Source organism: Georgenia sp. TF02-10, from assembly GCF_022759505.1.
Classification (GTDB): domain Bacteria; phylum Actinomycetota; class Actinomycetes; order Actinomycetales; family Actinomycetaceae; genus TF02-10.
The window spans coordinates 396,521-423,258 of record NZ_CP094289.1; the positions used below are offsets into that span (position 1 = coordinate 396,521).

At 74.6% G+C, this 26,738-nt stretch carries 20 protein-coding genes; 11 read left to right on the forward strand and 9 right to left on the reverse strand.

The annotated features are described in order from the left end of the window. Positions 1 to 169: 169 nt before the first annotated feature. From MF406_RS01850 to metE, 5 genes are all read left to right on the forward strand, one after another. The gene (locus tag MF406_RS01850) at positions 170 to 1,051 is read left to right on the forward strand and encodes a manganese catalase family protein (protein WP_242896327.1); all 882 of its coding nucleotides are present in this window, start codon (positions 170 to 172) and stop codon (positions 1,049 to 1,051) included. Positions 1,052 to 1,059: 8 nt separating this feature from the next. Continuing rightward, a complete protein-coding gene (locus MF406_RS01855) occupies positions 1,060 to 1,530 on the forward strand; it encodes a hypothetical protein (RefSeq protein ID WP_242896328.1) in 471 nt (156 codons plus the stop codon). After that, positions 1,530 to 2,717, forward strand: coding sequence for a zinc-dependent alcohol dehydrogenase (locus MF406_RS01860; protein WP_242896329.1), 1,188 nt, complete (start codon positions 1,530 to 1,532; stop codon positions 2,715 to 2,717). Before MF406_RS01855 ends, MF406_RS01860 begins: the two co-directional genes overlap by 1 nt. Before the next feature lie 553 nt (positions 2,718 to 3,270). Next, positions 3,271 to 4,410 (forward strand): methylenetetrahydrofolate reductase, encoded by a 1,140-nt coding sequence (locus tag MF406_RS01865; protein ID WP_242896330.1) that lies wholly within the window; start codon positions 3,271 to 3,273, stop codon positions 4,408 to 4,410. Between the two features lie 11 nt (positions 4,411 to 4,421). Next, entirely contained in the window at positions 4,422 to 6,800 is a 2,379-nt protein-coding gene (gene metE, locus MF406_RS01870; RefSeq protein WP_242896331.1) for a 5-methyltetrahydropteroyltriglutamate--homocysteine S-methyltransferase, read from the forward strand. Between the two features lie 136 nt (positions 6,801 to 6,936). Here the strand turns inward: metE and MF406_RS01875 are convergent, their stop codons facing one another. From MF406_RS01875 to MF406_RS01890, 4 genes are all read right to left on the reverse strand, one after another. Further along, positions 6,937 to 7,959, reverse strand: coding sequence for a 5'-3' exonuclease (locus MF406_RS01875; RefSeq protein WP_242896332.1), 1,023 nt, complete (start codon positions 7,957 to 7,959; stop codon positions 6,937 to 6,939). A 58-nt stretch (positions 7,960 to 8,017) separates the two neighbouring features. Further along, on the reverse strand, positions 8,018 to 8,782 hold the full coding sequence (locus tag MF406_RS01880; RefSeq protein ID WP_242896333.1) for a hypothetical protein: 765 nt from the start codon (positions 8,780 to 8,782) through the stop codon (positions 8,018 to 8,020). Positions 8,783 to 8,871: 89 nt separating this feature from the next. Then, positions 8,872 to 9,975 (reverse strand): DNA glycosylase AlkZ-like family protein, encoded by a 1,104-nt coding sequence (locus MF406_RS01885; RefSeq protein WP_242896334.1) that lies wholly within the window; start codon positions 9,973 to 9,975, stop codon positions 8,872 to 8,874. 39 nt (positions 9,976 to 10,014) lie between these two features. Continuing rightward, entirely contained in the window at positions 10,015 to 10,587 is a 573-nt protein-coding gene (locus MF406_RS01890) for an iron transporter (protein ID WP_242896335.1), read from the reverse strand. Positions 10,588 to 10,836: 249 nt separating this feature from the next. Here MF406_RS01890 and MF406_RS01895 point away from each other — a divergent pair, with 249 nt between their 5' ends. The 5 genes from MF406_RS01895 to MF406_RS01915 all read left to right on the forward strand — a co-directional run bounded on the left by MF406_RS01895 (position 10,837) and on the right by MF406_RS01915 (position 18,235). Next, the gene (locus tag MF406_RS01895) at positions 10,837 to 13,860 is read left to right on the forward strand and encodes a S8 family serine peptidase (RefSeq protein WP_242896336.1); all 3,024 of its coding nucleotides are present in this window, start codon (positions 10,837 to 10,839) and stop codon (positions 13,858 to 13,860) included. Between the two features lie 223 nt (positions 13,861 to 14,083). After that, complete coding sequence (locus MF406_RS01900; RefSeq protein WP_242896337.1) at positions 14,084 to 14,407, forward strand: YtxH domain-containing protein; 324 nt, start codon at positions 14,084 to 14,086, stop codon at positions 14,405 to 14,407. Positions 14,408 to 14,661: 254 nt separating this feature from the next. Further along, positions 14,662 to 15,756 (forward strand): VIT1/CCC1 family protein, encoded by a 1,095-nt coding sequence (locus MF406_RS01905; protein WP_242897929.1) that lies wholly within the window; start codon positions 14,662 to 14,664, stop codon positions 15,754 to 15,756. Then, positions 15,756 to 16,520, forward strand: a complete 765-nt coding sequence (locus tag MF406_RS01910) for a trimeric intracellular cation channel family protein (protein ID WP_242896338.1) — start codon at positions 15,756 to 15,758, stop codon at positions 16,518 to 16,520. Before MF406_RS01905 ends, MF406_RS01910 begins: the two co-directional genes overlap by 1 nt. A gap of 347 nt (positions 16,521 to 16,867) precedes the next feature. Next, positions 16,868 to 18,235: an MFS transporter gene (locus MF406_RS01915; RefSeq protein WP_242896339.1), complete on the forward strand. Its 1,368-nt coding sequence runs from the start codon at positions 16,868 to 16,870 to the stop codon at positions 18,233 to 18,235. A gap of 5 nt (positions 18,236 to 18,240) precedes the next feature. On the opposite strand, the gene MF406_RS01920 is transcribed toward MF406_RS01915, so the two are convergent. After that, positions 18,241 to 18,996 (reverse strand): IclR family transcriptional regulator, encoded by a 756-nt coding sequence (locus tag MF406_RS01920; RefSeq protein WP_242896340.1) that lies wholly within the window; start codon positions 18,994 to 18,996, stop codon positions 18,241 to 18,243. 248 nt (positions 18,997 to 19,244) lie between these two features. On the opposite strand from MF406_RS01920, the gene MF406_RS01925 reads away from it, so the two are divergent. Further along, positions 19,245 to 20,186 (forward strand): phosphoglycerate dehydrogenase, encoded by a 942-nt coding sequence (locus MF406_RS01925; protein WP_242896341.1) that lies wholly within the window; start codon positions 19,245 to 19,247, stop codon positions 20,184 to 20,186. Positions 20,187 to 20,904: 718 nt separating this feature from the next. On the opposite strand, the gene ltrA is transcribed toward MF406_RS01925, so the two are convergent. From ltrA to MF406_RS01945, 4 genes are all read right to left on the reverse strand, one after another. Further along, positions 20,905 to 22,266: a group II intron reverse transcriptase/maturase gene (ltrA, locus tag MF406_RS01930; RefSeq protein ID WP_242896342.1), complete on the reverse strand. Its 1,362-nt coding sequence runs from the start codon at positions 22,264 to 22,266 to the stop codon at positions 20,905 to 20,907. Between the two features lie 676 nt (positions 22,267 to 22,942). Next, entirely contained in the window at positions 22,943 to 24,406 is a 1,464-nt protein-coding gene (locus tag MF406_RS01935; protein ID WP_242896343.1) for a DUF222 domain-containing protein, read from the reverse strand. A 478-nt stretch (positions 24,407 to 24,884) separates the two neighbouring features. Beyond that, positions 24,885 to 25,853, reverse strand: coding sequence for a hypothetical protein (locus MF406_RS01940; protein WP_242896344.1), 969 nt, complete (start codon positions 25,851 to 25,853; stop codon positions 24,885 to 24,887). After that, on the reverse strand, positions 25,850 to 26,653 hold the full coding sequence (locus MF406_RS01945) for a MerR family transcriptional regulator (protein WP_242896345.1): 804 nt from the start codon (positions 26,651 to 26,653) through the stop codon (positions 25,850 to 25,852). The genes MF406_RS01940 and MF406_RS01945 overlap by 4 nt, the downstream gene beginning before the upstream one ends. Positions 26,654 to 26,738: the final 85 nt, after the last annotated feature.

Here is a 26,738-nt window from a genome sequence, read left to right on the forward strand (position 1 = left end):
GCGGGCCCCATCGGCCGGGCAGATGATGGCCGTCCGCGCGGGTAGCAGGCCCGGGCGCACGTCGGCGCCGGCAGGCGCCACGACCACCGGCGGCGGGGACGCCGTCGGCGCCCGTCCCCCAGCCCAGCCACCAGGCGCCGCACCTCCCGGCGGCGCGCAAGGAGTGCAGATGTTCTTCCACAAGCAGGAGCTGCAGTTCGCCAGCAAGCCCGACAAGCCGGACGCCGTCTACGCCCGCAAGCTCCAGGAGGTGCTCGGCGGCCAGTACGGCGAGATCACCGTCGCCATGCAGTACGGCTTCCAGTCCTGGAACATCCACCTGCCCGGCAAGTACCGCGACCTGCTGTTCGGCATCGGCGCCGAGGAGTTCGGGCACGTGGAGATGCTCGCGACCATGATCGCCCAGCTGCTCGAGGACGCCCCGATCGGGATCACCGGCGACGCCGTGCAGGACGACCCGACGGTGGCCGCCGTCGTCGGCGGCACGGACGTGCAGCACGCCATCGTCTCCGGGGCCGGCGCCCGGCCGGTGGACTCCAACGGCAACCCGTGGACGGCCGGGTACGTGACGGCCAGCGGGAACCTGATGGCGGACTTCACCTCCAACGCGAACGCGGAGATGCAGGGCCGGCTGCAGGTGGCGCGGCTGTACCACATGACCGACGACTCCGGCGTGCGCGACCTGCTGTCCTTCCTCCTCGCCCGGGACACCATGCACCAGAACCAGTGGCTCGCCGCCATCGAGCAGCTCAAGGAAGACGGCCTGGAGCAGCTGCCGGTGCCGAGCAACTTCCCCCAGCGCAAGGAGCACACGCCGGTCTCCTACCAGTACCTCAACTTCTCCGACGGCGACACCGCAGACCAGGGCCGCTGGGCCAGCGGGCCCAGCCTGGACGGCAACGGCGAGTTCAGCTACCACGAGGGGACGACCACGAGCGCGCCCCGGCCCGCGCCCACCCGGCCCGACGCCCGCCTCTATGGCACCACCGACGTGCCCAACACGGTCGAGAAGGTCGCCGGGAGCGTGCAGGACAAGCTGCACCGGGAATGAGGACCGCCGTGCGCACCCGGAGCAGCCGCCCGCGCGGCCGGCGGGCCCGCCTGCCGCGGCTGGCGCCGGTGGCGCTCGCCGGCGGCGCGGCCGCCGCCGTGGCCTGGTGGCGGCAGCGCCGGCCAAACCGTGACGCGGTCGGCGCCCACGGCGGCGGGCTGGTGCTCACCGTCGACCGGCCGGCGGCAGAGCTGGACCCGCTCCCGGCGCCGCTGGCCGACCTCGGCGACCGGGTCGACGTCGAGCTGCGGCCCGCGCCGGGCGGGCGGGGCACCGAGCTGGCCGCCACGCCCCGGCCGGGGGCGTCCGGCGTCGACCGGGACACGCTACGGACGGCGCTGCGCGAGGCCAAGCAGATCGCCGAGACCGGCGAGGTGCTCCGCCTGGGGGACCCGCCGCACGGGCGGCGCAGCCGGACCCCGGCCGGGGCGGTGCTGGACGCGGTGGGCGCCCGGGCCCGAGAGAAGGGGATGCTCTGATGCAGGCGCTGTGCTGGCGCGGGGTCAACGAGCTCGCGGTGGAGGACGTCCCCGACCCGACGATCGTCAACAGCGACGACGTCATCGTCGAGGTCGGGCTGTCCACCACCTGCGGGTCCGACCTCCACCTCATCGGCGGGTACATCCCGGCCATGCGGGCCGGGGACGTGCTCGGCCACGAGTTCATGGGCACGGTGGTCGAGGTCGGGCCGGGGGTGCGCAACCACAAGGTCGGGGACCGGGTGGTGGTCAGCTCCTTCGTCAGCTGCGGCCGCTGCTGGTACTGCCGCCAGGGCCTGTTCTCCCTCTGCGACAACGGCAACCCCAAGCCCGCGGTGACCGAGGCGCTGTGGGGCTTCGCCCCCGGCGGCTGCCTCGGCTACTCCCACGCCATGGGCGGCTACGCCGGCGCGCACGCCCAGTACGTCCGGGTGCCCTACGCCGACCACGGCGCCTTCACCATCCCGGCCGGCGTGGACGACGTCTCCGCCCTGTTCGCCTCCGACGCCGCCCCGACCGGGTGGACCGGCGTGGACCAGATCGGCGTCGCGCCCGGCGAGGTGGTGGCCGTCTGGGGCGCCGGCGCCGTCGGGCAGCTGACCGCCCGGGCCGCGATGCTGCGCGGCGCCGCGCGGGTGATCGTCATCGACCGGCTGCCGGAGCGGCTGGAGCAGGTCCGCCGGTTCGTCGGCGCCGAGACCCTGCACCTGGAGCACGACGACGTCCCGGGCGAGCTGCGCGAGCGGACCGGCGGCCGCGGCCCGGACGTGTGCATCGACGCCGTCGGCATGGAGGCCCACCCCGGCGGGGTGCTCGGCCCGGTGGACATGGTCAAGCAGCAGCTGCGGGTGCAGACCGGCCGCCCCGGGGTGCTGCGGGAGGTCATGCACGCCTGCCGCAAGGGCGGGCGGGTCTTCGTCCTGGGCGTCTACGCCGGGTTCGTCGACACCTTCCCGCTCGGCGCGCTGATGAACAAGGGCCTGACCGTCAAGGGCGCGCAGATGCACGGCCAGCGGTACATCCCGGAGATCCTGCGGGCGCTGGAGGACGGCTCGCTGAGCACCCGGCACCTGGCCACGCACCCGATGCCGCTGGCCGAGGGCCCGCGCGGGTACGAGATGTTCAAGGGCAAGGAGGACGGCTGCGTCCGGGCGGTGTTCGAGGTCGGGGCGACGGCGGCCCGGTAGCTCGCGCGATCCGGTCCGGGTGCTCCTCCGGTCGCTCGGGACCCGCTCGGGGCGCCCCGGCGTAGGACCCGGCTGCCGGGCCGGCCTCGGACCGGCTGCCCGACCGTAGTGATCGGCTGCCCTGCTGGCGCTGCGGTCGCGCCGCGCCGCCGGACACTGCCGAGTTCGCCAGTCCGAGCCGAGCTCGCCAGTCCGAGCCGAGTCCGCCAGTCCGAGCCGAGTTCGCTAGTCGCACCTAGCGAACTCGGCGCACAACCTCGAACTCGGCATGAACCTGCGAACTCGCGGCTCGGCCGACGTCGTCCGGGAGCCCCGAGCGGCAGGTGCTGCCCGCCCGTCGCCGCAGGCGCCGGAGCGTGAGACCGGCCCGTGCCGCGTCTCACTGCCCGGGACCACCCGGGGGCCAGGCGCAGGCACCGGACCAGGGCCGACAGAATCACGGGCGTCCCTCGGCGGCTCCCGGCCGCCCGCCCGCCAGCACCGTGGGCCAGTCCGTCACCGACCGCGCCCCGGCGCCTGGAGCCTGACCATGTCGACCTCTAGCCTCGTGGCTGTGCCGACCACCCACCCGACCGTCTCCTTCGAGCTCTACCCGCCGCGGCGGCCCGAGCTCGACGAGGTGGTGTGGCAGCGTGTGCTCCGGATGGCGGCGGCCGGCCCGGACTTCTTCTCCGTCACCTACGGCGCCTCCGGCACCTCCCGCGCGGCGTCGGCCGAACTGGTCCGCCGCATCCTCACCACCACCGGCGTGCCGCCCATCGCGCACCTGACCTGCGTCGGTGCCACGCGGGCCGAGCTGGCCGCGCTCGTCGGGCGCCTGCTCGACGCCGGGGTCCGGGACTTCCTCGCCCTGCGCGGGGACCCGCCCGCCGGACAGACCGCGTGGCAGGCACCGGCCGGCGGGCTCGGCCGGGCGAGCGAGCTGGTCGCCCTGATCCGGGAGGTGGAGGAGGAGCGGCTCGGTCCCACCCGGCCCGACGGCGGCCGGGCCACCCGCCCGGAGCCGCCCTCCGCCGTCGCCACCGACCTCGGCGTGACCCCGGCCGACGTCGTCTCCGTCGCGGTGGCGACCTACCCCACCGGGTCCAGCCACAGCCGCACCGCCGAGCTGGCCGCCCTGAAGGAGAAGCAGGACGCCGGCGCCGACTTCGCCATCACCCAGGTCTTCTACGACGCCGCGGCCTACGCCTCCCTGGTCGCCGACGCCCGGGCCGCGGGCGTGCACATCCCGATCCTGCCCGGCGTGATCCCGCTGACCGACCCCGGCCGGCTGCACCGCCTGGCCGGGCTGACCGGCGTGCCGGTGCCGCCATCCCTGGACGCGCTGCTCGCCACGCCCGACGAGGCGGACCGCGTCCGCCGCGGCATCGACGCCACCCTCGAGCTCATCGACCGGGTCCTGGCCGCCGGCGCCCCGGGCATCCACCTCTACACCTTCAACCACGACCGGCCCGCGCTGGACGTCCTGGCGCACCTGCGGGCCCGCGGCGTGCGCAACCCCGCCATCGCCGCGGCCACCCGCCCCGCGACGCACGCCGCGAGCTATGCCCGGGTCGCCGGCACGGGCGTGGCCGCCGCCGGTACCGGCGAGGGCGCAGGCACCACCGTGCCCACCGCCCCGTCCCCGCCCACCGCCACCACCGCACCTACCGCCGCACCCCACGCCGCCGCGGGCGTCGTCCGCACCCGATGAGGAAGGACCTCATGACCACCGACCGCACCGCCCCCTGGTTCCCCGACGCCACCGTCCTCGGCTTCCCCCGCATCGGCCCCGGCCGGGAGCTGAAGACCGCGGTGGAGTCCTACTGGTCCGGGCGGAGCGAGCTCGACGACCTGCAGGCAGACCTGGCGAACCTGCGCCGGGCCACCCGGGACCGGCTCGGCCGGCTCGGCCTGCCCACCGACAGCGGCGCCATCCCGTCCGACTTCTCCGCCTACGACCACGTGCTCGACGCGGCCACGACCATCGGGGCGGTGCCGGCGCGGTTCGCCGACCTGGTGGGCCCGGACGGGGCGGTGGACCTGCCCGGGTACTTCGCCATCGCGCGCGGCGAGGCGGACCGGGTGCCGCTGGAGATGACCAAGTGGTTCGACTCCAACTACCACTACCTCGTGCCCGAGATCGGCCCGGACACCCCGATCCGCTACGCCGACGACCGGGTGGTCCGGGAGTTCCTCGAGGCCGCCGCCGACGGCGCCACCACCCGGCCCGTCGTCGTCGGCCCGGTCACGCTGCTGCTGCTGAGCAAGGCGGCCGATGACGGCACCGCCGACGCCCGGGCCACCGACGGCACCGCGACCCCGTTCCGCCCGCTGGACCGGCTCGAGGACGTGCTCGCCGCCTACGCGGACCTGCTCCGCGCCCTGGCCGCGGCGGGCGCGCCGTGGGTCCAGCTCGACGAGCCGGCGCTGGTCGCCGACGGCTGGGACGTCCCCCGGGAGGAGGTCCTGGCCGCCACCGAGCGGGCCTACGCCGCCCTGGCTGGGGACCTGGGCCGGCCCGAGCGTCCGGCGATCCTGCTCACCGCCCCCTACGGCGACCTCGGCGACGCCCTGCCCGTGGTCGCCGCCGCGCCGGTGGAGGCCGTCGCGCTGGACCTGGTCCGCGGGCCGGTGCCGACCGCGGCGGACCTCGCCGCGCTGGCCGGGAAGGTCGTCGTCGCCGGCGTGGTGGACGGCCGCAACGTCTGGCGCACCGACCTCGACCGCGCCCTGGAGGTCCTGCAGGAGGTGCGCGCCGGGCTGGGCGAGGACGCGCGGGTGGCGGTGTCGACGTCGTCGTCCCTGCTCCACGTGCCGCTGGACGTCGACCGCGAGCAGCACCTGAGCAAGGAGCTGCGCTCCTGGCTGGCCTTCGCCGACCAGAAGGTCGGGGAGGTGATCACGCTGGCCACCGGCCTGGCGCACGGGCGCGAGGCGATCGCCGACACGCTCGCCGACGCCGCCGAGGCCCGCCGGTCCCGCCTCGCCCACCCGGGGGTGCGCCGGGCGGCGGTCCGGGAGCGGCTGGCCGCGCTGACCGACGCCGACCTCGCCCGGGAGCCGTACGACCGGCGCGCGGCGGCGCAGGCCGAGGTGCTCGACCTGCCGGTGCTGCCGACGACGACGATCGGGTCCTTCCCGCAGACCTCCCGGATCCGGCGGGCCCGGACCGCGCTGCGCACCGGCGAGCTGGACCAGGAGGGGTACCGCTCGGCGATGCGGGCCGAGATCGAGGAGGTGGTACGGCTCCAGGAGAGGCTGGGCCTGGACGTCCTCGTGCACGGCGAGCCCGAGCGCAACGACATGGTGCAGTACTTCGCCGAGCTGCTCGACGGGTTCGCGGTCACCCGGCAGGGCTGGGTGCAGTCCTACGGCTCGCGTTGCACCCGGCCGTCGATCCTGTGGGGCGACGTCGCCCGGCCCGGGCCGATGACGGTGGAGTGGTCCACCTACACCGCCTCGCTCACCGACCGACCGGTCAAGGGCATGCTCACCGGGCCGGTGACGATCCTGGCCTGGAGCTTCGTCCGGGACGACCAGCCGCTCGGCGACACCGCCGCCCAGGTGGCGCTGGCCCTGCGGGAGGAGCTCGCCGACCTGGAGGCCGCCGGGATCGGCATCATCCAGGTCGACGAGCCCGCGCTGCGCGAGCTCCTGCCGCTGCGCCGGGCCGGGCAGGCGGAGTATCTGGAGTGGTCGGTGCGGGCCTTCCGGCTCGCCACCTCCGGGGTGCGCGCCCAGACGCAGGTGCACACCCACCTGTGCTACTCCGAGTTCGGGGAGGTCATCGACGCCATCGACGGCCTGGACGCCGACGTCACCTCGGTCGAGGCCGCCCGGTCCCGGATGGAGATCCTGCCGGCCCTGCGCAGCCACGGCTTCGAGCGGCAGATCGGCCCGGGGGTGTACGACATCCACTCCCCCCGGGTGCCCTCGCAGGCGGAGATCGTCGAGCTGCTCACCGCGGCCGTGACGGCGGTGCCCGCCCGCCAGCTGTGGGTCAACCCGGACTGCGGCCTGAAGACCCGGCGCTACGCGGAGACGGAGGCGGCGCTGACCAACCTGGTCGCCGCGGCGCAGGAGGTCCGGGCGGGGCTGTAAGGGCCGGGGAGGATTCGGCGTTGCTGGCCCGACGGCGGGTGTGCTCCCGCTACCGTCCGACGGCGAGCGGACCGTCCGTTCCCGTCCGACGGCGGGTGGCCGGCCGGATACTGCCCGGCAGCGAGCGCCTGCACGCCTACCGCCCGGCAGTGAGCGCCTGCAGAACCCGCCCCACGGGGCCGGTGAGGTTCCACCGCTGCGCCAGCGCCTCCAGGGCGGCCGGGTCTGCGGGCGCCGTCGGCAGGGTGTCGTCCCCGTCGGCGACCGGGGCGTCGCGCGCCACCCGCACCACGGCGGGCGCGACGGCGAGGTAGTCCCGGGCCGCCCGGATCCGGGTCCGCTGGGCCGGGGTCAGCGAGGTGCCCACCCCGTCGGCCGCGGCGAGGAGCGCGTCGAGGTCCCCGTGCCGGGCTAGCAGCGCTGCCGCGGTCTTCTCCCCGATGCCGGGGACGCCGGGCAGCCCGTCGCTCGGGTCGCCGCGCAGGATCGCCAGGTCGGCGTAGGCGGCGCCGGAGGGGATGCCGTACCGGGCCCGCAACCACGCCTGGTCGACCCGCTCCAGGAGCGTGCGACCACGCCCGGCCGTGTACAGCGCGCTCACCCCGGCCGCGTCGTCGACGAGCTGGAACAGGTCCCGGTCCCCGGTGACCACTTCGACCGGTGCCCCGGCCCCGCCGTCGGCATCCTGTCCGGCCGCCGCCGCGCCGTCGGCCCGGCCCCCGGCGCCGGCCGAGCCCGTTCCGCCGGCACCGGGCCGGCCGGCCACCTCCCGCTCGACCAGCGTGCCGATGACGTCGTCCGCCTCGAACCCGGGCGCGCCGCGGCGGGCGATGCCCAGGGCGGCGAGCACGTCGACGATCACCGGCACCTGGGGGACCAGTCCGGCGGGCACCTCCTCCCCGCCGTCGGCCGCCACCCGGTGCGCCTTGTAGGACGGGATCGCCGCCACCCGGAACGCCGGCCGCCAGTCCTCGTCCCAGCACGCCACCATCCGGGCCGGCCGCCGCTCGGTGACCAGCCGGGCGATCGTGTCCAGGAAGCCGCGCACGGCGTTGACCGGGGTGCCGTCGGGGGCGGTGACGGACTCCGGCACGCCGTGGAACGCCCGGAAGTACAGCGAGGCGGAGTCGAGCAAGAGCAACCTGCCGGGCTTCTGCATGGCGCCAAGTGTTCCAGGCCCGCCCCGTCTGCGGCGCTGAGCGTGCAAGAAGGCGGGGTCACCGTCTCGCGATCGCCGAGACGTCCTCGTCGGTGATGTCCATCATGCCCAGGTTGGCCTCGGGCAGGTAGACCTCTACCACGGTGCCGTCCGCCTGGTGCACCGGGACGACGGGCGTGACCACCAGGAAGTCCGCCGATTCCTGCGGCGCGAAGCTGGCCCTCAACGTAACCTCCTCGTCCGGGCCGACCTCCACCAGCCCATCGCCCATGGGGGCACCGTCGACGAGTACCGCCCGGGGCTGAAGTATGTCTCCGAAATCCGGCGTGCCCAGCGCCACGGTGCTGTCGCTGGTGTTGGTCAGCTCGGCCTCGAAGTGGTCGGTGCTCGGGTACCCGGCGATGTAGCGGTCTACGGCGTCGACCAGCGGATCCGTCTGCTCGCGCTCGACGAACTGCCACCTGCCGATGCGGTGCGTCTGGACGGTGTCGCCGTAGCGCAGCTCGACCTGCTGCACGACCGCGTCGCGTCCTGGCTCGACGTCGACCATGAGATTCCCCAGCCGGCCGCTGTCGGTGCGGTCGCCCGCGACGACCTCGAAACCGGTGACCTCCACACCGCCGTCGAGCGAGACCGCCCCCAGTTCGTCCCACACGGGCGAGCCCGCGTCGTCGAGGAACAGCAGGTTCATCGAGTACGTCTGGTCGCCGGTGAGGCGCACCCGAGCCTCGGTGAGCGCGAAGTGCGCGCTGTTGTCCATCCGCGGCTCGGGCGTGCACGATGCCACGGCGGCCGCCAGCGCAGCCGTCAGGGACAGGCTCACCGCTCGCCGTGGCATCTGTGCAGTCCCCTCTGGTCGGCCCGGACCAGTGCCGAGCATGGCACGAGGACGTGGTGGTCCAGGGCCGAACGCTAGGCAGGAACGGAGAACCCAAGCCCGAGCTGTCCCGCCAGCGTGGTCGTGGCTGCTAGGACGCAGTCCCGGGCCCGGTCTGGCGCCGTCCCGGGCTCGGTGAAGAGGCGGTCGACGACGAGCGCGTCCGCGTCCCTGTGCGCGTCGACCCGGGCGGTGAGCGTGGTTCCGTCCAGCAACGCCAGGACGTAGTGCCCGTAGCGGCGCTTGGCCGCCGGCTTGTACGCCTCGAAGACGTAGTCGAAGCCGAACAGCCGGCGGGTCCGGTCGCGGTCCCGGATCAAGGTGTCGAGCGGGCCGATGAGCCGCGGGTCGTCCGCCCGCGGGTGCCCGGGGCCCGGCGCCGGGCTGACCCAGGCAGGATCGGTCCAGCCGTTCACCCGAGCGCGGGCGTACCCGGCCCGGGCGAGCGCGGCCGCGACCGCCTCGGGACCCAGATGGTGGTAGGCGGCCACGTCCTCGGCCGTCGCGACCCCGAGCGCGCCGAGCGCGCGCTCGACCAGGCCCGCGAGGCACTCGGCGTCGCTCGGGTGCTGGGCGAGCAGGTGGGCGGGGATCCGCCGTTCGGCGAGGTCGAGCACGCGCTCTCCGCGCCGGCGGTCGGTGCACGCGAGCTCGCCCCGCCAGACAAGGTGCTCGGCCGCCCGACGGGTCTGGGACCATCCCCACGAGGCGGCCGGGGACTCGCCCTGCTGCAACTCGCGGACGGTGAGCCCCGCCTCGCTGGCGGCGATCGTCTCCAGGACCCGCCGGGCCAGCGCTGCCGGGGGCGCGTCGGGGCGGGCTCGGGCGCGGCGCCGGTGGATCTCGAAGAGCGGCCAGTCCTCGATGGGCAGGATGCAGGCGGCGTGGGTGTAGGTCTCGAAGGTGCGCGCCTCCCGGCCCCAGAGCTCGGCGGCGACGGCGCCGACGGACGCCTCTGCGGGCAGCCGGGCGGCGCACGTCAGCAGGTGCGCCTTCGCCACGCGGGTCAGCGGGTCCATCTGCATCAGGGCGGTCCGCCGCAGTGCTGCCGTCGGTGATGCGCACCCGCCGGGCACCCCCTGGGCGCTGACAGCCATCGCGCGGGCCTGGTCCGCGCTGAGCCGGACGTCATCCGACACGGGCGTCCGTCCGTCCGACGGCGATCCCTGCCACCGGTGTCAGGCCGGCGGCTCGACCGGCTCGGCCCCCCGGGCGATCCGCACGCCGGTGAAGTCCACGTCGACCGGCTCGGCGAACCGCCGGCCGTTGATCTCGTCGTGGCGCATGAACGTCGGCGGGTCGATGTGCACGCGCAGGGTGTACTCCCCGTCCTCCGGCAGGGTCCAGTTGCGGGCGTAGTGGTAGAGCATCGGGTGCCACACCAGCTCCTGCACGTGCGGGCCGAGCTCCTGCCCGGAGGGCGTCACCATCGTTGCCGTCACGTGCAGCCCGGGCACGAAGCGCCCGTCCGCGGCGTCCCGCACCGCGACCTCGACGTGCGCGTTCTCCCCCTCCGGGTTGTGCCAGACGAGCGCACCGTCCTCCAGGTGGTACATGCCCTCGGCGTCCTCCACGGCGTACCCCACCAGGTACTGGCCGGCGGGCTGCTCGCCGCCGTCGTGGGCGACGTTCTGCGCCATATGGTGCAGGGCGTTGCCGTACGCCTCGCCCTGGGCGACGGCGAGGTCGAGCTGGGTGCGGTCGGCCTCGGAGCTGCTCGGGTCCATCGGTGCCGCGCCGACGTCGGTCATGGCTCCTCCTCTCGGTTCGCGGGCTCCCAGCATGGCCCGTCCGGCACCCGTGCGCCCGCCGGTGCCGGCGCCCGCAGCGGACACCGCCACGCCGTCGCCGGAACCCCGACCTGGCCGGAACCGGCCATGGCCGAAAGTCCCTTGCCGGCTCCGGCACGGCGGTCCTTGACGGATCGGTCCGGAAGCGGTCGGATGCGCAGTACCGCTTTGCCCGCACTTTGCCGGGCCCTGTAGGCAGGAGATGCATCGATGAGAAGTTCCCTCTGGGCCGGGCTGCGCCGGCGTGGCCTGGCCGCCGTCGCGGCAGCCGGGCTCGCCGCCGCGACGCTGCCCGCCGCCACCTCGGCGAGCGCCGCGCCCACCGAGCCGGCCGAGCCGGGCACCGGTGTCACCGCGCCGGCCGAGCCGGTCACCCCGCCGGACACCACCGACTTCGAGGACGGCCGGTTCGTCGTCCTCATGCGCGACGAGCCCGTCGCCGGCTACGACGGCGGGGTGAAGGGCTTCGCCGCCACCAAGCCGGCCGAGGGGGAGAAGTTCGACCCGGAGACGGCCCGGTCCCGCAACTACCGCGCCCACCTGGAGCAGCGGCAGGACCAGGCGCTGCGCGCCGCCGGCGCCCGCGCCACCCACCGCTACACGGAGACCGTCAGCGGGTTCGCCGCCGACCTCACCGCCGCGCAGGCCGCCGAGCTCGCCCGCGACCCCAAGGTCCTGTCCATCACCCCGGACGAGATCCTGCAGATGGACACCTACGTCTCGCCCGACGTCCTCGGCCTGACCGGCCGCGGCGGGGTCTGGGCCCAGCTGGGCGGGGTCAGCCGGGTCCGCAACGGCCCCGGTGCGGGCGTCGTCGTCGGCGTGATCGACAGCGGCATCCGGCCCGAGTCCGCCTCCTTCGCCGACCGCGGGCTGCGCGCCCCCACCGACTGGAGCGGGGAGTGCGTGCCCGGCGCCCCCGGGTACGAGGACGACTTCGGCCCCGAGGACTGCTCGAACAAGCTCGTTGGCGGCCGGTACTTCGTCGAGGGCTTCGGCACCGCCCGCCTCGCCGAGTACGAGAGCATCTCCGCCCTCGACGTCGACGGCCACGGCACCCACACCGCCTCCACCGCCGCCGGCAACCACGACGTGCCGGCCAGCGTGGACGGCCGGTACTACGGGGACATCTCCGGCATGGCGCCGAGCGCGCACGTCGCGGCCTACAAGGTGTGCTGGGACGCCAGCGACGGCGACGGCGGGTGCGCGACCTCGGACTCCGTCGCCGCGATCGACCAGGCCGTCGCCGACGGCGTCGACGTCATCAACTACTCCATCTCCGGCACGTCGCAGGACTACCTGAACCCGGTGGAGTTGGCGTTCATGTACGCCGCCGACGCCGGCGTCTTCGTCGCGACGTCCTCCGGCAACAGCGGGCCGGCGGAGTCCACCACCAACCACCCCTCGCCGTGGCTGACCACGGTGGCCGCCTCCACCCACCACATCCAGGAGAACACCCTGGTCACCGGCGACGGCGCCCGGTACATCGGCTCCTCCGTCACCGCCGGCATCGGGGACACCCCGCTCGTCCTGGCCGACGCCATCGCCGCCCCCGGCGCCGACCCGGCCCAGGCGGCGCTGTGCAAGCCCGGCACCCTGGACCCGGCGGGCGCCGCCGGGAAGATGGTCGTCTGCGACCGCGGCGACAACCCGCGGGTGGAGAAGGGCCAGGTCGTCAAGGCGGCCGGCGGCGTCGCCATGGTGCTCGTCAACACCGCCGAGTCCTCCCTCGACCTCGACGCCCACGTCCTGCCCGCGGTCCACCTGCCGCACACCGACCGCCCGGCGCTGCGCGCCTACGCCGCCCAGCCCGGCGCGACCGGCCGGATCGAGGAGACCAACGAGGGCTCCACCACCCAGGTGCCCGAGGTCGCCGGGTTCTCCTCGCGCGGGCCGTCCCTGGGCGCCGGCGGGGACATCCTCAAGCCGGACATCTCCGCCCCCGGCGTCGGCGTCCTCGCCGCCTACAGCCCGCGGGCGATGGGCCGGGACTTCGACTTCTCCTCCGGGACCTCGATGTCCTCCCCGCACATGGCCGGCCTGGGCGCCCTGATGAAGGACGCCCACCCGGACTGGTCGCCGATGGCCATCAAGTCTGCCTTCATGACGACGGCGAACGACCACGCCAGCGCCGCGTCCTCGCACCCGTTCGCCACCGGCGCCGGGTTCGTCGACCCGCGCGAGGCGCTCAACCCCGGCCTCGTCTACGACGCCGACCAGGACGACTGGTGGGACTTCCTCGCCGGCCAGGGGGTCACCTACACCGACGGCACCCCCGTCTCGGACAACCCGATCGACGCCTCGGACCTGAACCAGGCCTCCATCGCGATCGGCTCCCTCGTCGGGACGCAGACCGTCACCCGCACCGTCACCAACGTGGCGACCGGCGGCGGCCGGGGCATCTACGACGTCCGGGTCGACGGGCTGGAGGGCATCGACGTGACGGTCAGCCCCCAGCAGCTCCGGCTCGGCGCCGGCGAGAGCGCCGAGGTCAAGATCACCTTCACCCGCACGACGGCGGAGCTCGGCTCATACGCCACCGGTCACCTGACCTGGACTGGCCGGAACGGCACGTCCGCGCGCAGCCCGATCGTCGTCAAGCCGGTCGCGCTCAGCGCCCCGGCCGCCGTCAGCGTCCCGGTGGACGCTGACACCGTGGAGATCCCGGTGACGCCCGGCTACACCGGCCAGCTCACGGCCGCCGTCGACGGCCTCGCCGCCGGCGACGTGCGGCAGGGCACCGCCCCGAACACCAACGGTGCGGACTACCAGACGGTCATCGGCACCGACCGGGTGTACATGCAGGACCTGACGGTGACCGGGTCGCCGCTGCTCCGGGTGGAGCTGCAGTCGGCGAATCCCGACGCGGACGACCTGGACCTCTTCCTCACCCGCAAGGGCAGCACCCAGGTGGTGGCCGCGGCGTCGACCAGCGCGGCGGACGAGGTCCTGACGATCGACAACGTCCCCGCCGGGGAGTACACCCTGCACGTGCAGGCGTGGGCGGTGGCCAACGCCGCGCCGGAGACCACGTTCGGCATCCGGGTGTTCCAGGTGCCCGACGCCGACGCGGGCAACCTGGTCTTCGACCCGGCGACCGTCCCGGTCCAGACCGGCGTGCCGGTGACGCTGACCGGCACGCTGGCCACCGACGGGACCACCCCGTACTTCGGGCGGGTGCGGTTCTCCGACGGCACATCCGAGGTGGGTTCCACCCTGGTCTCCGTCGGCTGACGACGCTGGTCCCCGTCGGCTGACGACCGGGAGGGGCGGGCCGGGCCGGTTGGCTCGGTCCGCCCCTTCGTCGCGCCCGGGCGCCTGCCGGTCGCTCCCGGCGGACCGTCCGGTCCGGGCGCTCGGTACCGTCCGCGAGCTCCGGCGGGTCGTCCGCGCTCCGTCGAGCACCCTTCCGTCGCCGGCCCTAGGCTCATGAACCACCAACTCTCGGAGGTTTCACATGGGCAAGATGTCCTTCCTCGTCGGCGCCGGCGTCGGCTACGTCCTCGGGGCCCGCGCGGGCCGGGCTCAGTACGAGCGCATCAAGAGCTACGGCGCCTCCATCTGGTCCAACCCCAAGGTCCAGGAGAACGTCCAGAAGGTGGAGACGAAGGTGACGGACACCGCCAAGGAGCGGGGTGCCGCCGTGACCGACAAGGTCGGCGCCGTCGTCAAGGACAAGATCTCCCGCGGCCGCAACGACGGGAGCGACGTCCCCGCCGGCAACACCGGCCGGGGCACCTCCGGGCCGATGGAGCCCACCCCGCCGCAGCCGGAGATCTGACCGCCAGCGTCGGGCCACCGGAGGCCCGGCCGACCCGGGGCCCGGCCGCCTGCAGTGCGGCCGGGCGCCGCCCACTCGGCCGGCGCTCGGTCGTGGTGCCGTTCGGTGCCGCTTCAGGCGCCCCGGCAAGCTACGTTCGGGTCGGCGAACAGTGGCTGATCGCACCCAGGCAGGTCTTCGATGGGCCATCCGCGCCTGAGACGATCTCAGTCGTGCCCGAGCCGACCGCCCCCGAGCCCCGCCCGGACCAGTCCATCTCCCAGCAGGACCAGGCCACCGAGCGGCAGGACCAGCCCACGCCCCAGCAGGTCCGCCGGTGGCGCCGCTACCTCGCCGACGAGCGCGCCGAGGGCGCGGTCTACCGGCACCTGGCCGCCCGCCGGGAGGGCGCCGAGCGGGAGATCCTCCTCGGCCTGGCCGACGCTGAGCGCCGCCACGAGCAGCACTGGCTCGACCTGCTCGGCGCCGCGGCCGCCAAGCCGGCCCGCGCCGCCGTCCGAAGCCGCGTCCTGGGCTGGCTCGCCCGCACCTTCGGCGGGGTCTTCGTCCTCGCCCTCGCCCAGAGCGCCGAGCAGCGCTCGGCCTACGCCAGCGAGGAGGACGCGACGACGGCGATGGCCGCGGACGAGCGGGTCCACGGCGAGGTGGTGCGGGCCCTGGCGAGCCGGGGCCGCTCCCGCATGTCCGGTACTTTCCGGGCCGCCGTCTTCGGCGTCAACGACGGCCTGGTGTCCAACCTCGCCCTCGTCCTCGGCATCGGCGCCACCGGCACCGGTGCCGGCACCGTGCTGTTCACCGGCCTGGCCGGGCTGCTCGCCGGCGCGCTGTCCATGGGGGCGGGGGAGTACGTCTCGGTGCGGTCCCAGCGCGAGCTGCTCGAGTCCTCCCGGCCCGACCCGGCCGCCGGCGCAGCGCTGCCCGACCTGGACGTCGACGTCAACGAGCTCGCCCTGGTCTACCGCGCCCGTGGCATGAGCGCGACGGAGGCCGAGGGGCACGCCGCCGCCGTCCTGGCCCGCGTCCGCGCCGGGCACGACGCGCCCGAGCCCGCCGAGTCGGCCTACGAGGAGATCGGCACCGGCTGGTCGGCGGCGCTGTCCAGCTTCGGCTTCTTCGCCGTCGGCGCCCTGCTGCCGATCCTGCCCTACCTGTTCGGCCTGACCGGCTCGTCCGCGCTGCTGCTCGCCGCCGGGCTGGTCGGCCTGGCGCTGCTCGGCACCGGCGCCGTCGTCGGCGTCCTCTCCGGCGGCCCGCCGCTGCGCCGCGCCCTGCGCCAGCTCGGCATCGGGTACGGCGCCGCGGCCGTCACCTACCTCCTCGGGCTGGCCTTCGGCACCACGGTGGCGTAGTGGTCGCGGACGTGGCTGCCCGGCTCGGGGACCTGATGCCGGACGTGTTCCGGGCGATCGACCTCACCGGCGTCTTCCTCAACGGCGTGCTGGGCGGCCTCATCGGCCGGCGCCGCGGGTTCGACATCGTCGGCTTCGCGATCCTCGCCATCGTCTCCGCCCTCGGCGGCGGGATGCTGCGGGACACCCTGCTCCAGGCCGGCCCGCCGGTCGCCCTGACCGACCCCGCCTACCTCGGCACCGCGCTGGCCGGGGCGCTCGTCGCGTTCCTGCTGCACCTGCGCGGCCGGTGGTGGAACCGGGTGGTGCTGGTCGCCGACGCCCTCGTCCTCGGCGCCTGGGCCGCCACCGGCGCGTCCAAGGCGCTCACCGCCGGGCTCGGCGTCATGCCGGCGATCATGCTCGGGGTCACGACGGCGGTCGGCGGCGGGATCATCCGGGACGTCGCCGTCGGCGAGGTGCCGGCCGTCTTCGGCGGCAACACCCTGTACGCGACGTCGGCGATCTTCGCCTCCGGCGCGCTGATCGTCCTGCACAGCCAGGGGCACGAGACGCTCGGCATGGTGGCCGCGATCGTCGTCGGCGCCGGGCTGAGCATCCTGGCCCGGTGGCGGCGGTGGATCCTGCCCGACGCCGAAACGGTCCGCACCGCGGCGCCGCGCCTGGGGCTGCGGCGCCGGGACGAGGTGCGGGCGCTGCGGCCCCGACGGCGGTCCGGCCGGGACGGGCGACGGCGACGGCGGCTGCCGGGCGAGCCGGGCTGAGCCGGCCGCGCTGAGGGAGCGCGAGGGGATGCGGAGCTGATCACGCCGGTGCGGCGGTCTTCCGTATAGCGGGAAACGCTACCGCTATGCGGGAAGCAGGGCCATACTCGTGCCGGGTTGCCGCGGGCTAACCGCAGCGGCCCCGCGAGACCCCGAACCAGCAGAACAGCTCCATCCCGGGCAGGCGCCACCCAGCACCGGCCCGGGCAGCGGCCCCGGTCGGTCCAGCGCACGGGCGCACACCCGTGGCACCGGCGCGGGCCGCACCAGGACCCCTTGACCCGGGCGGCGGCGCTGCCACGCTCGGTCCCTTGCCACCGGTGAGACTCCAACGACGGAAGGCCATCATGAACACCGACGCCACCGAGACGAACGCCTCGCGGGTGACCGGCGCAGACCTGCGGCGGGCCGCCTGGGCCAGCTCGCTGGGCAGCGCCATGGAGTACTACGACTTCGCCCTGTACAGCCTGGCGTCCGCGCTGATCTTCAGCGAGCTGTTCTTCACCGACGCCGACCCCGCCGTCGGGCGGATCCTGTCCTTCGGCACCTACTTCCTCGGCTTCGCCGTCCGGCCGCTCGGCGGGCTGTTCTTTGGCTCCCTGGGGGACCGGATCGGCCGCAAGCAGGTCCTGCTCATCACCGTCCTGCTCATGGGCGGGGCGAGCACCCTGATCGGGTTCCTGCCCACATATCAGTCGGTCGGCATCTGGGCGCCGGTCCTGCTCATCGTGCTGCGCCTGGTGCAGGGCTTCGGCGCCGGCGCCGAGCAGGCCGGGGCGGCGGTGCTGATGACCGAGTACGCCCCCCGCAACCGCCGCGGGTTCTTCGCGGCGCTGCCCTTCCTGGGCATCCAGCTGGGCACCGTGCTCGCCGCCCTGGTCTTCTTCCTGCTCCTGCTGCCCAGCGAGGACATCGTCCACGGCTGGCTGTGGCGGGTGCCGTTCCTGGCCTCCGTCGTCATGCTCGGGGTGGCCATCTGGATCCGGCTGGCGCTGAAGGAGTCCCCGGAGTTCGCCAAGCTCAAGGCCCGCGAGCAGGTCGAGGAGCGCCCGCTGCGCTCCCTGATGCGGACCTCCGCCAAGAGCGTGCTGCTCGGCTTCGGGCTGCGGCTGGCGGAGAACGGCGGCTCCTCGATGTACCAGACCCTGGCGGTCAGCTACGTGGTCACGGTCGCGCTGGCCTCGGTGGAGCAGCCCGGACCGATCGGTGCCATCTCCCTGGTGTGCGCCGCCGTCGTCGGCGCCATCACGGTGCCCATCGCGGGCCTGCTGAGCGACCGCTTCGGCCGGGTGCGCACCTACCGCGGCTTCGCCATCCTCCAGCTCGTGCTGGTCTTCCCCACCTGGTGGGTGATGTCCACCGGCAACGTCCCGGCCACCATCGCGATGATCTCGGTGGCGCTCGGGGTGGGCGCGTGGGGGATGTTCGGCGCCCAGGGCGCCCTGCTGCCCGAGCTGTTCGGCGCCAACCACCGCTACGCCGGGGTGTCGGTCGCCCGGGAGTTCTCCGCCGTGCTGGCCGGCGGCATCGCCCCGCTCGTCGGCGCGGTCCTGCTGCGCACCTTCAGCGACTCCTGGCTGCCGCTGGCCTGCTACCTGGCGGTGCTCACCCTGCTGACGATCGTCACGACGTTCCTCACCCCGGAGACCCGGGGCCGGGACCTGGACGTCAACGTCGACGCCCTCGCGGAGGCGCGGGTCGCCCCCGCCCGGTGACGCCGTCAGCGCTGCGGCAGCAGCACGGCCAGCTCGGCGGCGGCCTCGCGCAGCGCCGGGAGGAAGCCGAGCAGGTCCCGGACCTGCAGCCGGTAGGCCGGCGCCGGCACCGACAGCGACGCCAGCGCGGTGCCGTCGGCGCCGAGGACCGGCACGCCGATGGTCCGGACGCCCTGCTCGTGCTCCTCGTCGACGACGGCGAAGCCGGCCTTGCGCACGGCGGCGATCTCGGCGCGGAACCGGGCGCGGTCGGTGATGGTCCGGTCGGTGAACCGGGTCAGCTCGAGGTGCTCGACCAGGTGGGCGCGGGTCTCGCGGTCGGCGAAGGCCACCAGGCACTTGCCCATGGCGGTGCAGTGCAGCGGGCCCAGCGTGCCGGTCTCCCCCTTCACCCCGACCCCGTGGCTGCCCTCGATGTGGTGGACGTAGAGCTGGTGCTCCCCGTCCAGGACCGACATCAGGCTCGCCTCGCCGGTGCGGCGGGAGAGCGTGCGCAGCAAGGGCAGCGCCACCCCGCCCAGGCCGCGCCGGGCCGAGACCGTCGCGCCGAGCTGGTAGAGCCGCAGGCCCAGGCTGTACCGCTTGGTCTGCGGGTCGAGCCGGACGAAGTCCTCCTGCAGCAGGGTGGCGAGCAGGCGGTGCGCAGTGGAGGTGGGGAAGCCGCTGCGGCGGGAGAGCTCGGACAGGGTCGCCCCGTCCGGGTCCTCGCCCAGCAGGGTAAGCAGCTCCAGCGCCTTGCCCACCATGTCTCGGCCCGTCACGGCCCGAGCGTAGCCGTCGCGGGGCGGGCCAGGTGACGGGGGCTGGGGTCGCCCGTCGACGGCGCCCGGTCCCGCCGCTCACGACGGCGCCCGGTCCGGCCGCTCACGACGGCGCGCGGTCCCGTCGTCCTGACGCCGCCCGGTCTCCGATCGCCTCCGGTCCGCCTCCGGTCCCCACGACGGCGCCTGGGCCGTCCGCCGTCGTCCGGCCCCTCCCTCTACCCTGAACCGACCGACGAAAGGCGACCATGAAGCTCCTGCTGCCCGACTCCCTCCCGCTCGACCCCACCCTGCCGGCCGGCGTCACGGCCGTGACCTACGACGCCGGCGCACCCGTCCCGGCCGAGCACCGGGACGCCGAGGCGCTCGTCGTGTGGGGCAGCGCTCGGGCCGACCTCGCCGCCGTCGCCGGCGAGATGCCGAACCTGCGGTGGGTGCAGACCCTCTCCGCCGGCCCGGACAGCGTGCTGGCCGCCGGGTTCCCCGACGACGTCGTGATCACCGCCGGCGCCGGGCTGCACAGCCGCACCGTCACCGAGCACGCCCTCGCGCTCGTGCTGGCGCTGGTGCGCCGCCTGCCCGCCGCGGCCCGCGCCCAGGGCGAGCACCGCTGGGCGACCGAGCTCGGCGGCGTGCAGCCGCTGCACCCCGCCGGAGCGGTCACCACCCTCATCGACGCCCGGGTGCTGGTATGGGGCTTCGGCCACATCGGCCAGACCCTCGCCCCGCTGCTGCGAGACCTCGGCGCGACCGTCCGGGGCGTGGCCCGCAGCGCCGGGCAGCGGGCCGGGTTCGACGTCGTCGCGGAGACGTCGATCATGGACGAGCTGCCCGACACCGACGTGCTGGTCATGATCCTGCCGGCCACCGCCGAGACGGCGCACGTGCTGGACGCCGAGCGTCTGGCCGCGCTGCCGGACCATGCCTACGTCGTCAACGTCGGCCGCGGCGCCACGGTGGACGAGGACGCCCTCGTCCGGGCGCTGACCGAGGGCAGGATCGCCGGTGCCGCCCTGGACGTGACCGCCGTCGAGCCTCTGCCGGCAGAGTCCCCGTTGTGGGACGCCCCGAACCTGATCCTCACCCCGCATGCCGCGGGCGGGCGCCCGGTAGGCGCCGACGAGCTCATCTCCCACAACGTTGCGGCGCTGCTCAACGGCAGCCCGTTGCGCGGCGTCGTGGAGCGCTGAGGCGTATTTCGTGCGACCGGTGACGACCCGCTGTGCGCCGGAGCGCCGAGCCGAAACTCGTGGTCACGGGGATTCGCGCTCGTCCTGCGGCCGGTGCGCACTGAACTTGGGTACCACGGGTGCCACGGGTGCCATCAGCGCTGCCCGGCCGCCGCTCTCCGCGGTGAGGCAAGGGTTGTCGCGGCCCGGGACAGGAGCGGTTTAGGAGTGAGTCGCCGACTTGAGCGTCGGCGCGGTCTGCGGGCGAAACGGTCGGTTGCTCCCCGCTACTGAGCGGAGGTACGCATCAGTAGGGCGGGTCCTCGGGTATGTGGCCGTTGGCGTCGGGGTACATCTCGCGGGGCGGTGGCGGGCTGCCGCCGGAGCCGCCGGAGCCATCGCCGCCGGAGCCGCCGGGGCCGCTTCCGGGTGGGGGGAGGCCGGGGGGTCGGTGGGCCGGGCGGGTGTAGCGGTGGCCGGTGGGGGCGATCTAGGTGGTGGCGCCGGTGGCGGGGTCGCGGATGACGTCCCAGAGCTTGGTGGTCTTCAGCCCGTGGTGGGTGCGGCAGCCGGGCCCGAGCTTCTCCGGGGAGGTCTGCACCAGGTCGGTGCGGGTGTGGTCGAACTGTTGAGTCGGCCTGGGGCGCGGTGCCCGGATTGCGCCGGGTCCGTTTCCCCAGGCCGCTCGCCGAACCGGACGTGCGGCTCTCACCGCATCCGGCTCTCCACGGTGTCCTGCTCAGGCGGTCGGTCCAGCAAGGGCCCAGGGAGTGGGGATCGCACCCCGGTAGCGGTACCGGGTGACCGGTACCGCGGCGGGGTCGAACATCTCGATCCCGTCCGCGTGGATGGGTCGCCACCGCCCGGTGGGGGTGGTGAGCCATCGGCGGACGTCCGCCCACTTCCAGCGGTGGAGTTGCCGCTGCCAGCGCACGAGCCGTGACCACAGGTACTGGCTGAGGCGGTGGAAGGTGAGTTTGGCTGCGGCGTGCTGGAAGTAGTTGGTCCAGCCACGCAGGATCTGGTTGAGCCGGATCAGCGTGGCTCCGAGGCCTTGCTGTGATGTCCTGTTGGTAAGGGTACGGACCTTCGTCTTGACCGACCGCAGGGGTCGGTCTGCGATGAAGGTGTAGACGTACCACTTGTTGGTGCCTCGCTTCCGGCGCCGCTGGATGCGGAACCCGAGGAAGTCGAAGCCGTCGTGGATGTTCACCACCTGGGTCTTGGCCTCGGAGAGCACCAGGCCCATGGGCGCGATCACCTCCGCGACGTGCTCGCGCAGGGCGAGGGCGTCCTCGCGGGTGCCGTTGACCATGACCACGAAGTCGTCCGCGTAGCGGATGATCCGGTGGTTGGCCTGGCCCCGCTTGATCCGCCCCTGGCGTTTGCCACGGGTGTCCATCCGTCCGCCGGGCTGCCAGTCTGCGTGCAGGGCCTCGTCGAGGACCGACAGCGCGATGTTGGCGAGCAACGGCGAGAGGATGCCCCCTTGCGGGGTCCCCGTCGCGGTGTCCTCGTACTGGCCGAGTTCGGTGAGGAGCCCGGCCTTGAGGAACGCCCGGACGAGTGCGACGACGCGTTTGTCCTTGACCCGGCCACGGACCCGCCCGAGCAGGGCGGTGTGGTCGATCCGGTCAAAGCACGCCTCGATGTCCGCGTCCAGCACCCACCAGTACCGCTTGGTGCCGAACAGGTGGATCTCGGCGATCGCGTCCTGCGCCCGCCTACGGGGCCGGAACCCGTAGGAGACCGGCTGGAAGTCGGCCTCGAAGATGGGTTCCAGCACCAGCTTCAACGCGGCCTGGACGACCCGGTCCGCCACGGTGGGGATCCCCAGCCGGCGGACCTTGCCGCCGGTCTTGGGGATCCGCCGTTCGCGGACCGGCTCCGGGCGGAACGTGCCCGTCCGGACCTGCTGGCGCAGGTCCTCCAGGAACACCGGCACACCGATCCCGGTCTCGATCCGGGCGACCGTCAGGCCGTCCGAACCAGCCGTTCGCGCCCCGGTGTTGCCCGCGACCCGGTCCCACGCCACTTCCAGCGTGGCCGGGTCGTGCACGAGGTTGAACAGGTCATCGAACCGGCGGCCGGGGTCGGCCACCGCCCAAGAGTGCAGCCTGGTCTGAATCTGCGATACCCACCGGTGCGGATCGCTCCGCGACGGTGGTGCGCCGGTGTTCACCGGTGCGTCTTTCACTGTGACAACTCCTTGCTGCTCGATACCGCTGCCGCCCTTCGCCATGTGACCGGCTTTCCCGGACTCGGACTACTACGGCGGCTCCGTCCCGTCCCGGACCGATCGGCCGACGGTGGGCCCAGCCCGCTGTCCGCGCTGGCTGCGCGACCAGGGGGCGGGACCGGGACGGTTCCCGTGTTCACTTGTTGATCGCTCGACGGAGGAGGCACCCGACTATGACCCTGCGACATCGCCACGGCTACGCCGCAGACCTTCACCATGGCCTTCCTTTTCGCTCGAAGACACGTCCGGGAAGTTCCCCACCCCGTGAGGTGTGGGTGCGCGTCGCATCCGGCCCAGATCCGCCAGGTTCGGGCCGGTTGACCATCGAGGGCCGTAAAGACGCCGGTTTCTTGCGTATACCTTTCCGTCACGCTCGCCCCACCCGCGCCGTCTGGCAGTACCGGCCCGTCAGGGCTTTGTCAGGGCCGCTTGCCACCCGATCCCGGCACCTCCCGGGTCAGGCTGCCCTCAGCTTCACCGTCCTGCTGCGACAGGCCGGCGGCGCAGGTCTCTCACCTCCGCTCGATCAACAGGCGCCTCACGGCGCACCGTCGATGTGGTCCAGGTCGCACAGCCAGGCCGGCTGCCGGCAGCCGTGGAAGGTGCATTCGGGGTTCTGGGCGATGACGGTGCGGCCGATGACCGCGCCGGGCTTGTAGGCCCGGGTGCCGACCGCGGTGACGTGCCCGCCGGGGTCGGTGTACACCGCCCGCCAGGTCGCGTCCTTCGCGATGGTCCGGGCGAGGTCGGCGGAGATCGGGCCGTACCCGGCCAGGTGCGCGGGGGCCTCGTCCAGGCCGTGCAGGGTGGTGGCGGCGACGGTGACCATCAGGTGCGGGTGGTACGGGCCCCGCTTGGGCAGCGGGAGCCCGCCTGGGGTGGTGCCCTGGTCCAGGAGGGTGGTGAAGACGTCGGCGAAGGCGTCGGCGCGGCGCTGGTCCAGGGTGCGGGGGTCTCCGGGGGTGCGGGCCGCGGCCGCGAGGGCGTCGACGGCGACCCGGGTGGCCTCGGCGGCGTCGGCGCGCAGGTACGCCGAGACCCACGCCATCTGGTCATCCGCCGGCGTGACCTCGACCCGCCGGTCGGCGTAGGCCCGCTTGCGGCGCTTGGCGCCGATGTCCGGGTCGGTGCCGAGGGCGGCCTGGCGGACCTGCTGGCGGAGCTGGGAGGCGGAGAGGTCTTTCGCCTGCTCGATCAATCCTGGGAGGAGGCGGCGTCGGTCGTCGTCGGGCAGGCAGGGCTCGGCGAAGAGCAGGACGTCGGCTTTCTTCGGGTCCACCGCCCCGGTCTGAAGGGCGTCGGCGACCACGGGGTGGGTGTCCAGGCCGGCGGCGAGGGCGACCTTGGCCTCGGCGGCGTACTGGGTGGTGGCCAGGCGGGCCTGGAGCTCATACGTCGCCGAGCTCAGCTTGCCCACCATCCCCAGCGTCCGGCGGTCGTGCAGGCGGCGGTTGACCAGCTCGGAGACCGCCCTGGCCTGGCGGTGGGTGGCCCAGGCGATGATCCGTTCCCACCCGGCGACCGCCTCGACCAGCACGCCGGGGTCGACGTCGGCCAGCGGCAGGTCGAGCAGATCCGCCGCCAGGGCGAGGCCCGGCGCCCGGGCCTCCAGCTCGGCGGCCGGGGTGCCGGGCGGGGCGAAGTAGGCCTCCCCGGGCGCCTCGTAGACCACCCGCTGGTTCGCGCCCGCGGGAGCGGGGTAGAGCTCGACGCCGTCGAGGACCTGGACCAGCTGACCCAGACCATCCCGCCGCCAGGACCCCCACCACGACGCCTCACCGCTGGCCGGGCCGGCCGGGCCGGTCTCGCGCGGGAGGCCTGCGCCCGCACGGTGGGCGTCCTCGGCGACGTCACCGGGGGCGGTGGTCACCGGTGCCACCGAAGCTAGCTGCAGGGACCGGGCCAGGGCCCGCTCCACCCCGCTGCCGCCACGCACCGGCCCGGCGGCGAGGCCGGCCGCGACCGCCCCTGCCCGGGCCCCGCGGGGAACGCCTGCGTCCATGCCCCGAACGTAGCCGCGGCCACTGACATCGCTGCCTCCGCTGCCCACACCCTCGAGAGGGCGCCTCGCACACCGGCGCGGCGGGAGGCATCGTGGGCCGGGCGGAGCACCTTCGTCGGTGCCCGGCGGGGAACGTCTGCGTCCATGCCCCGAACGTAGCCGCCGCCACCGACATCGCCGCCGCGGCTACCCACAAGCTCGACGCGGCGACCGGTCTCGGGGTCGCGAGCGGCACCGCACGCCGGGCGTAAGGCCTCGGTCGCTGCACCGCGGGGAACGTCGTCGTCCATGTCCCGAACGTAGCCGCCACCACTGACATCCCTGCCTGCCAGCTCGCAGCAGCGCTACGTCGACGCTGGCAGCACCCCGGACGATCGATGCGAGCCGGGGCGGCACTCTTGCGGCCAGCCGCCGGGGTCGCCGCCGTCCTCGCGACAAGCCGACGGTTAGGTTCACAGCGGATCCCGCTCGGGCAGGCTCACCGCAACCGGCGCTTGCCCATGGGGGGGCCGCTGGTGATCGCCGCCTGGATCTTGGTGGCAGCGGCCGCCGCGTCGTCGACTTCGAGGGAGACGGCACTGACCTGCCGCTCGCGCCTCCCGGTCAGGCTGCGCCAGGTCACCGAACCGGTGAGCTCGATATCGAGGTTGGTGCCGCCACCCGGTCCGCCGAGCATCAGCCGACCGTCGGCTCCCTGGCCGCGGCGCCGGGGCGCAACGAGGGCGACCCGGGCGAGCGGCACGCGCAGGGCGACGATGACGCCGTTGCGCAGGACCAGCGCGTCGGCGGTGAGCAGGTGCGGGTGGGTGCGCTGGGCGGCCCACCAGGCCAGCACCCATCCCGCCGCGTAGGCGGACAGGGCCAACGCGAGCCACCGCAACCAGGACCACTCCCCGAACCGGTGCCACGGCACCATGAGGTGGACGGCGAGGAGCTCGATCAGGCACACCGCCACCACCATGAGGTAGATCGCGCCGCGCCCGGCGGCGTACGGGATCGGTACGTCCGCCGGCCCCTCGGCCGCGGTGCGGCCCCGGAGGAGGAGCCACAGCGCCCGCAGCTGACCGACCTCGAGGAGCACGACGGCGGCCACCGGCGCCGGCAGGACGGCGCGCACCGCCGCCCCCAGACGGTCGCCGTCGTGATCGCGCGCGGCACGCCACCCCACCGTCAGGACGACGGCGGCCAGGGTCAGCTCCACCGCGACGAGGACCGCGACCGCCGCGCCGAGGTCGACCCGGCCGGCCACGAGCAGCACCGCCTCAACCGCGACCACCGCTACCGTCGCCCACCGGGCGAACCGGGCGACCCTGGTAGGCCGGGCAACGCCGCCGGGCCCGGTAACGCCGTCGGGCCGGGCGGGTCCGCCGAGCCGCCCGTCCGCCCCGTCACCGAGCCGCCCGTGCGCCCCGTGGGGCGCCTGGTCCTGGCTCTCCGTCCTCGTCACGTCGGCCTCCGGGAGATCACGTCCCGGAGGACTGCCTGGTGCGCGGGATCGGGGAAGAGCGCGGCCAGCCACAGCCCGCCGTCGCCGTCGCCGTCGCCGTCGGCCAGCCCGGCGGGTTCCAGCGAGCGGAGGAACCCGTCGACGTCGACCTCGGTCAGCACCGCCTCGAGCACCGCGGCGGTCGCGCGGATCTCCTCCGCCGCAGCCGCCGGGTCCACGCCGGCGAGGGCCTGGAAGCGCCGGTCGAGGTCCTGCACCGCAGCAGCGAGCCGGGGATCGGCGTTCATGCGCTGGTAGGCGGCGGTCAGCGACTCCTGCGCCTCCGCGCCGGCCACGCCGCGGTGCACCATGAGGTCGACGGCGGTGCGCTCGGTGCTGACGACGCTCCCCGGTCCGGGCGCGACGGCGTCGGCGAGGGCGTCCAGCGCGCGGCGGACCTCCTGCTTGACGGCCGAGGGGCGCTGCGTCGACCGCACCTGGTCGAGCAGCTCGCGCAGCACCCGCTCCTGCCGGTCCAGCCGCTCCCGCTCGGCGGTCACCCGGCCCAGCGCCCCGACCAGCTCCGCCGCCAGGTCCAGCCCCGCGGCGCCGTCGTCCTGCAGCACGGCCGCAACCTCCCGCAGCGACAGGCCGGCCGCTAGCAGCCACCGGATCCGCATCACCCGGACCAGGTCCTCGACGTCGTAGCGCCGGTAACCGTTGGCGCTCCGTGCCGGCTCCGGCAGCACCCCGGCCCGGTGGTAGTGCCGCACCGCCCGCGCGGTCGTGCCCGCCATCCGGGCGAGCTCACCGATCCGCATCGCCCCAGCATCAACCATGACGCCGCGACAAGGTCAACCTCGCCGGGCAACCGGCTCGGGCCGGGCGTGGGCGGCCAGTCCGGGC

Bases quoted from the DNA above. Each gene is read 5' to 3' on its own strand.
- MF406_RS01850 (WP_242896327.1), top strand. From the start codon at position 170: ATGTTCTTCCACAAGCAGGAGCTGCAGTTCGCCAGCAAGCCCGACAAG.
- MF406_RS01860 (WP_242896329.1), top strand. From the start codon at position 1,530: ATGCAGGCGCTGTGCTGGCGCGGGGTCAACGAGCTCGCGGTGGAGGAC.
- metE (WP_242896331.1), top strand. From the start codon at position 4,422: ATGACCACCGACCGCACCGCCCCCTGGTTCCCCGACGCCACCGTCCTC.
- MF406_RS01875 (WP_242896332.1), bottom strand. From the start codon at position 7,959: ATGCAGAAGCCCGGCAGGTTGCTCTTGCTCGACTCCGCCTCGCTGTAC.
- MF406_RS01890 (WP_242896335.1), bottom strand. From the start codon at position 10,587: ATGACCGACGTCGGCGCGGCACCGATGGACCCGAGCAGCTCCGAGGCC.
- MF406_RS01895 (WP_242896336.1), top strand. From the start codon at position 10,837: ATGAGAAGTTCCCTCTGGGCCGGGCTGCGCCGGCGTGGCCTGGCCGCC.
- MF406_RS01900 (WP_242896337.1), top strand. From the start codon at position 14,084: ATGGGCAAGATGTCCTTCCTCGTCGGCGCCGGCGTCGGCTACGTCCTC.
- MF406_RS01915 (WP_242896339.1), top strand. From the start codon at position 16,868: ATGAACACCGACGCCACCGAGACGAACGCCTCGCGGGTGACCGGCGCA.
- MF406_RS01925 (WP_242896341.1), top strand. From the start codon at position 19,245: ATGAAGCTCCTGCTGCCCGACTCCCTCCCGCTCGACCCCACCCTGCCG.
- MF406_RS01935 (WP_242896343.1), bottom strand. From the start codon at position 24,406: ATGGACGCAGGCGTTCCCCGCGGGGCCCGGGCAGGGGCGGTCGCGGCC.
- MF406_RS01945 (WP_242896345.1), bottom strand. From the start codon at position 26,653: ATGCGGATCGGTGAGCTCGCCCGGATGGCGGGCACGACCGCGCGGGCG.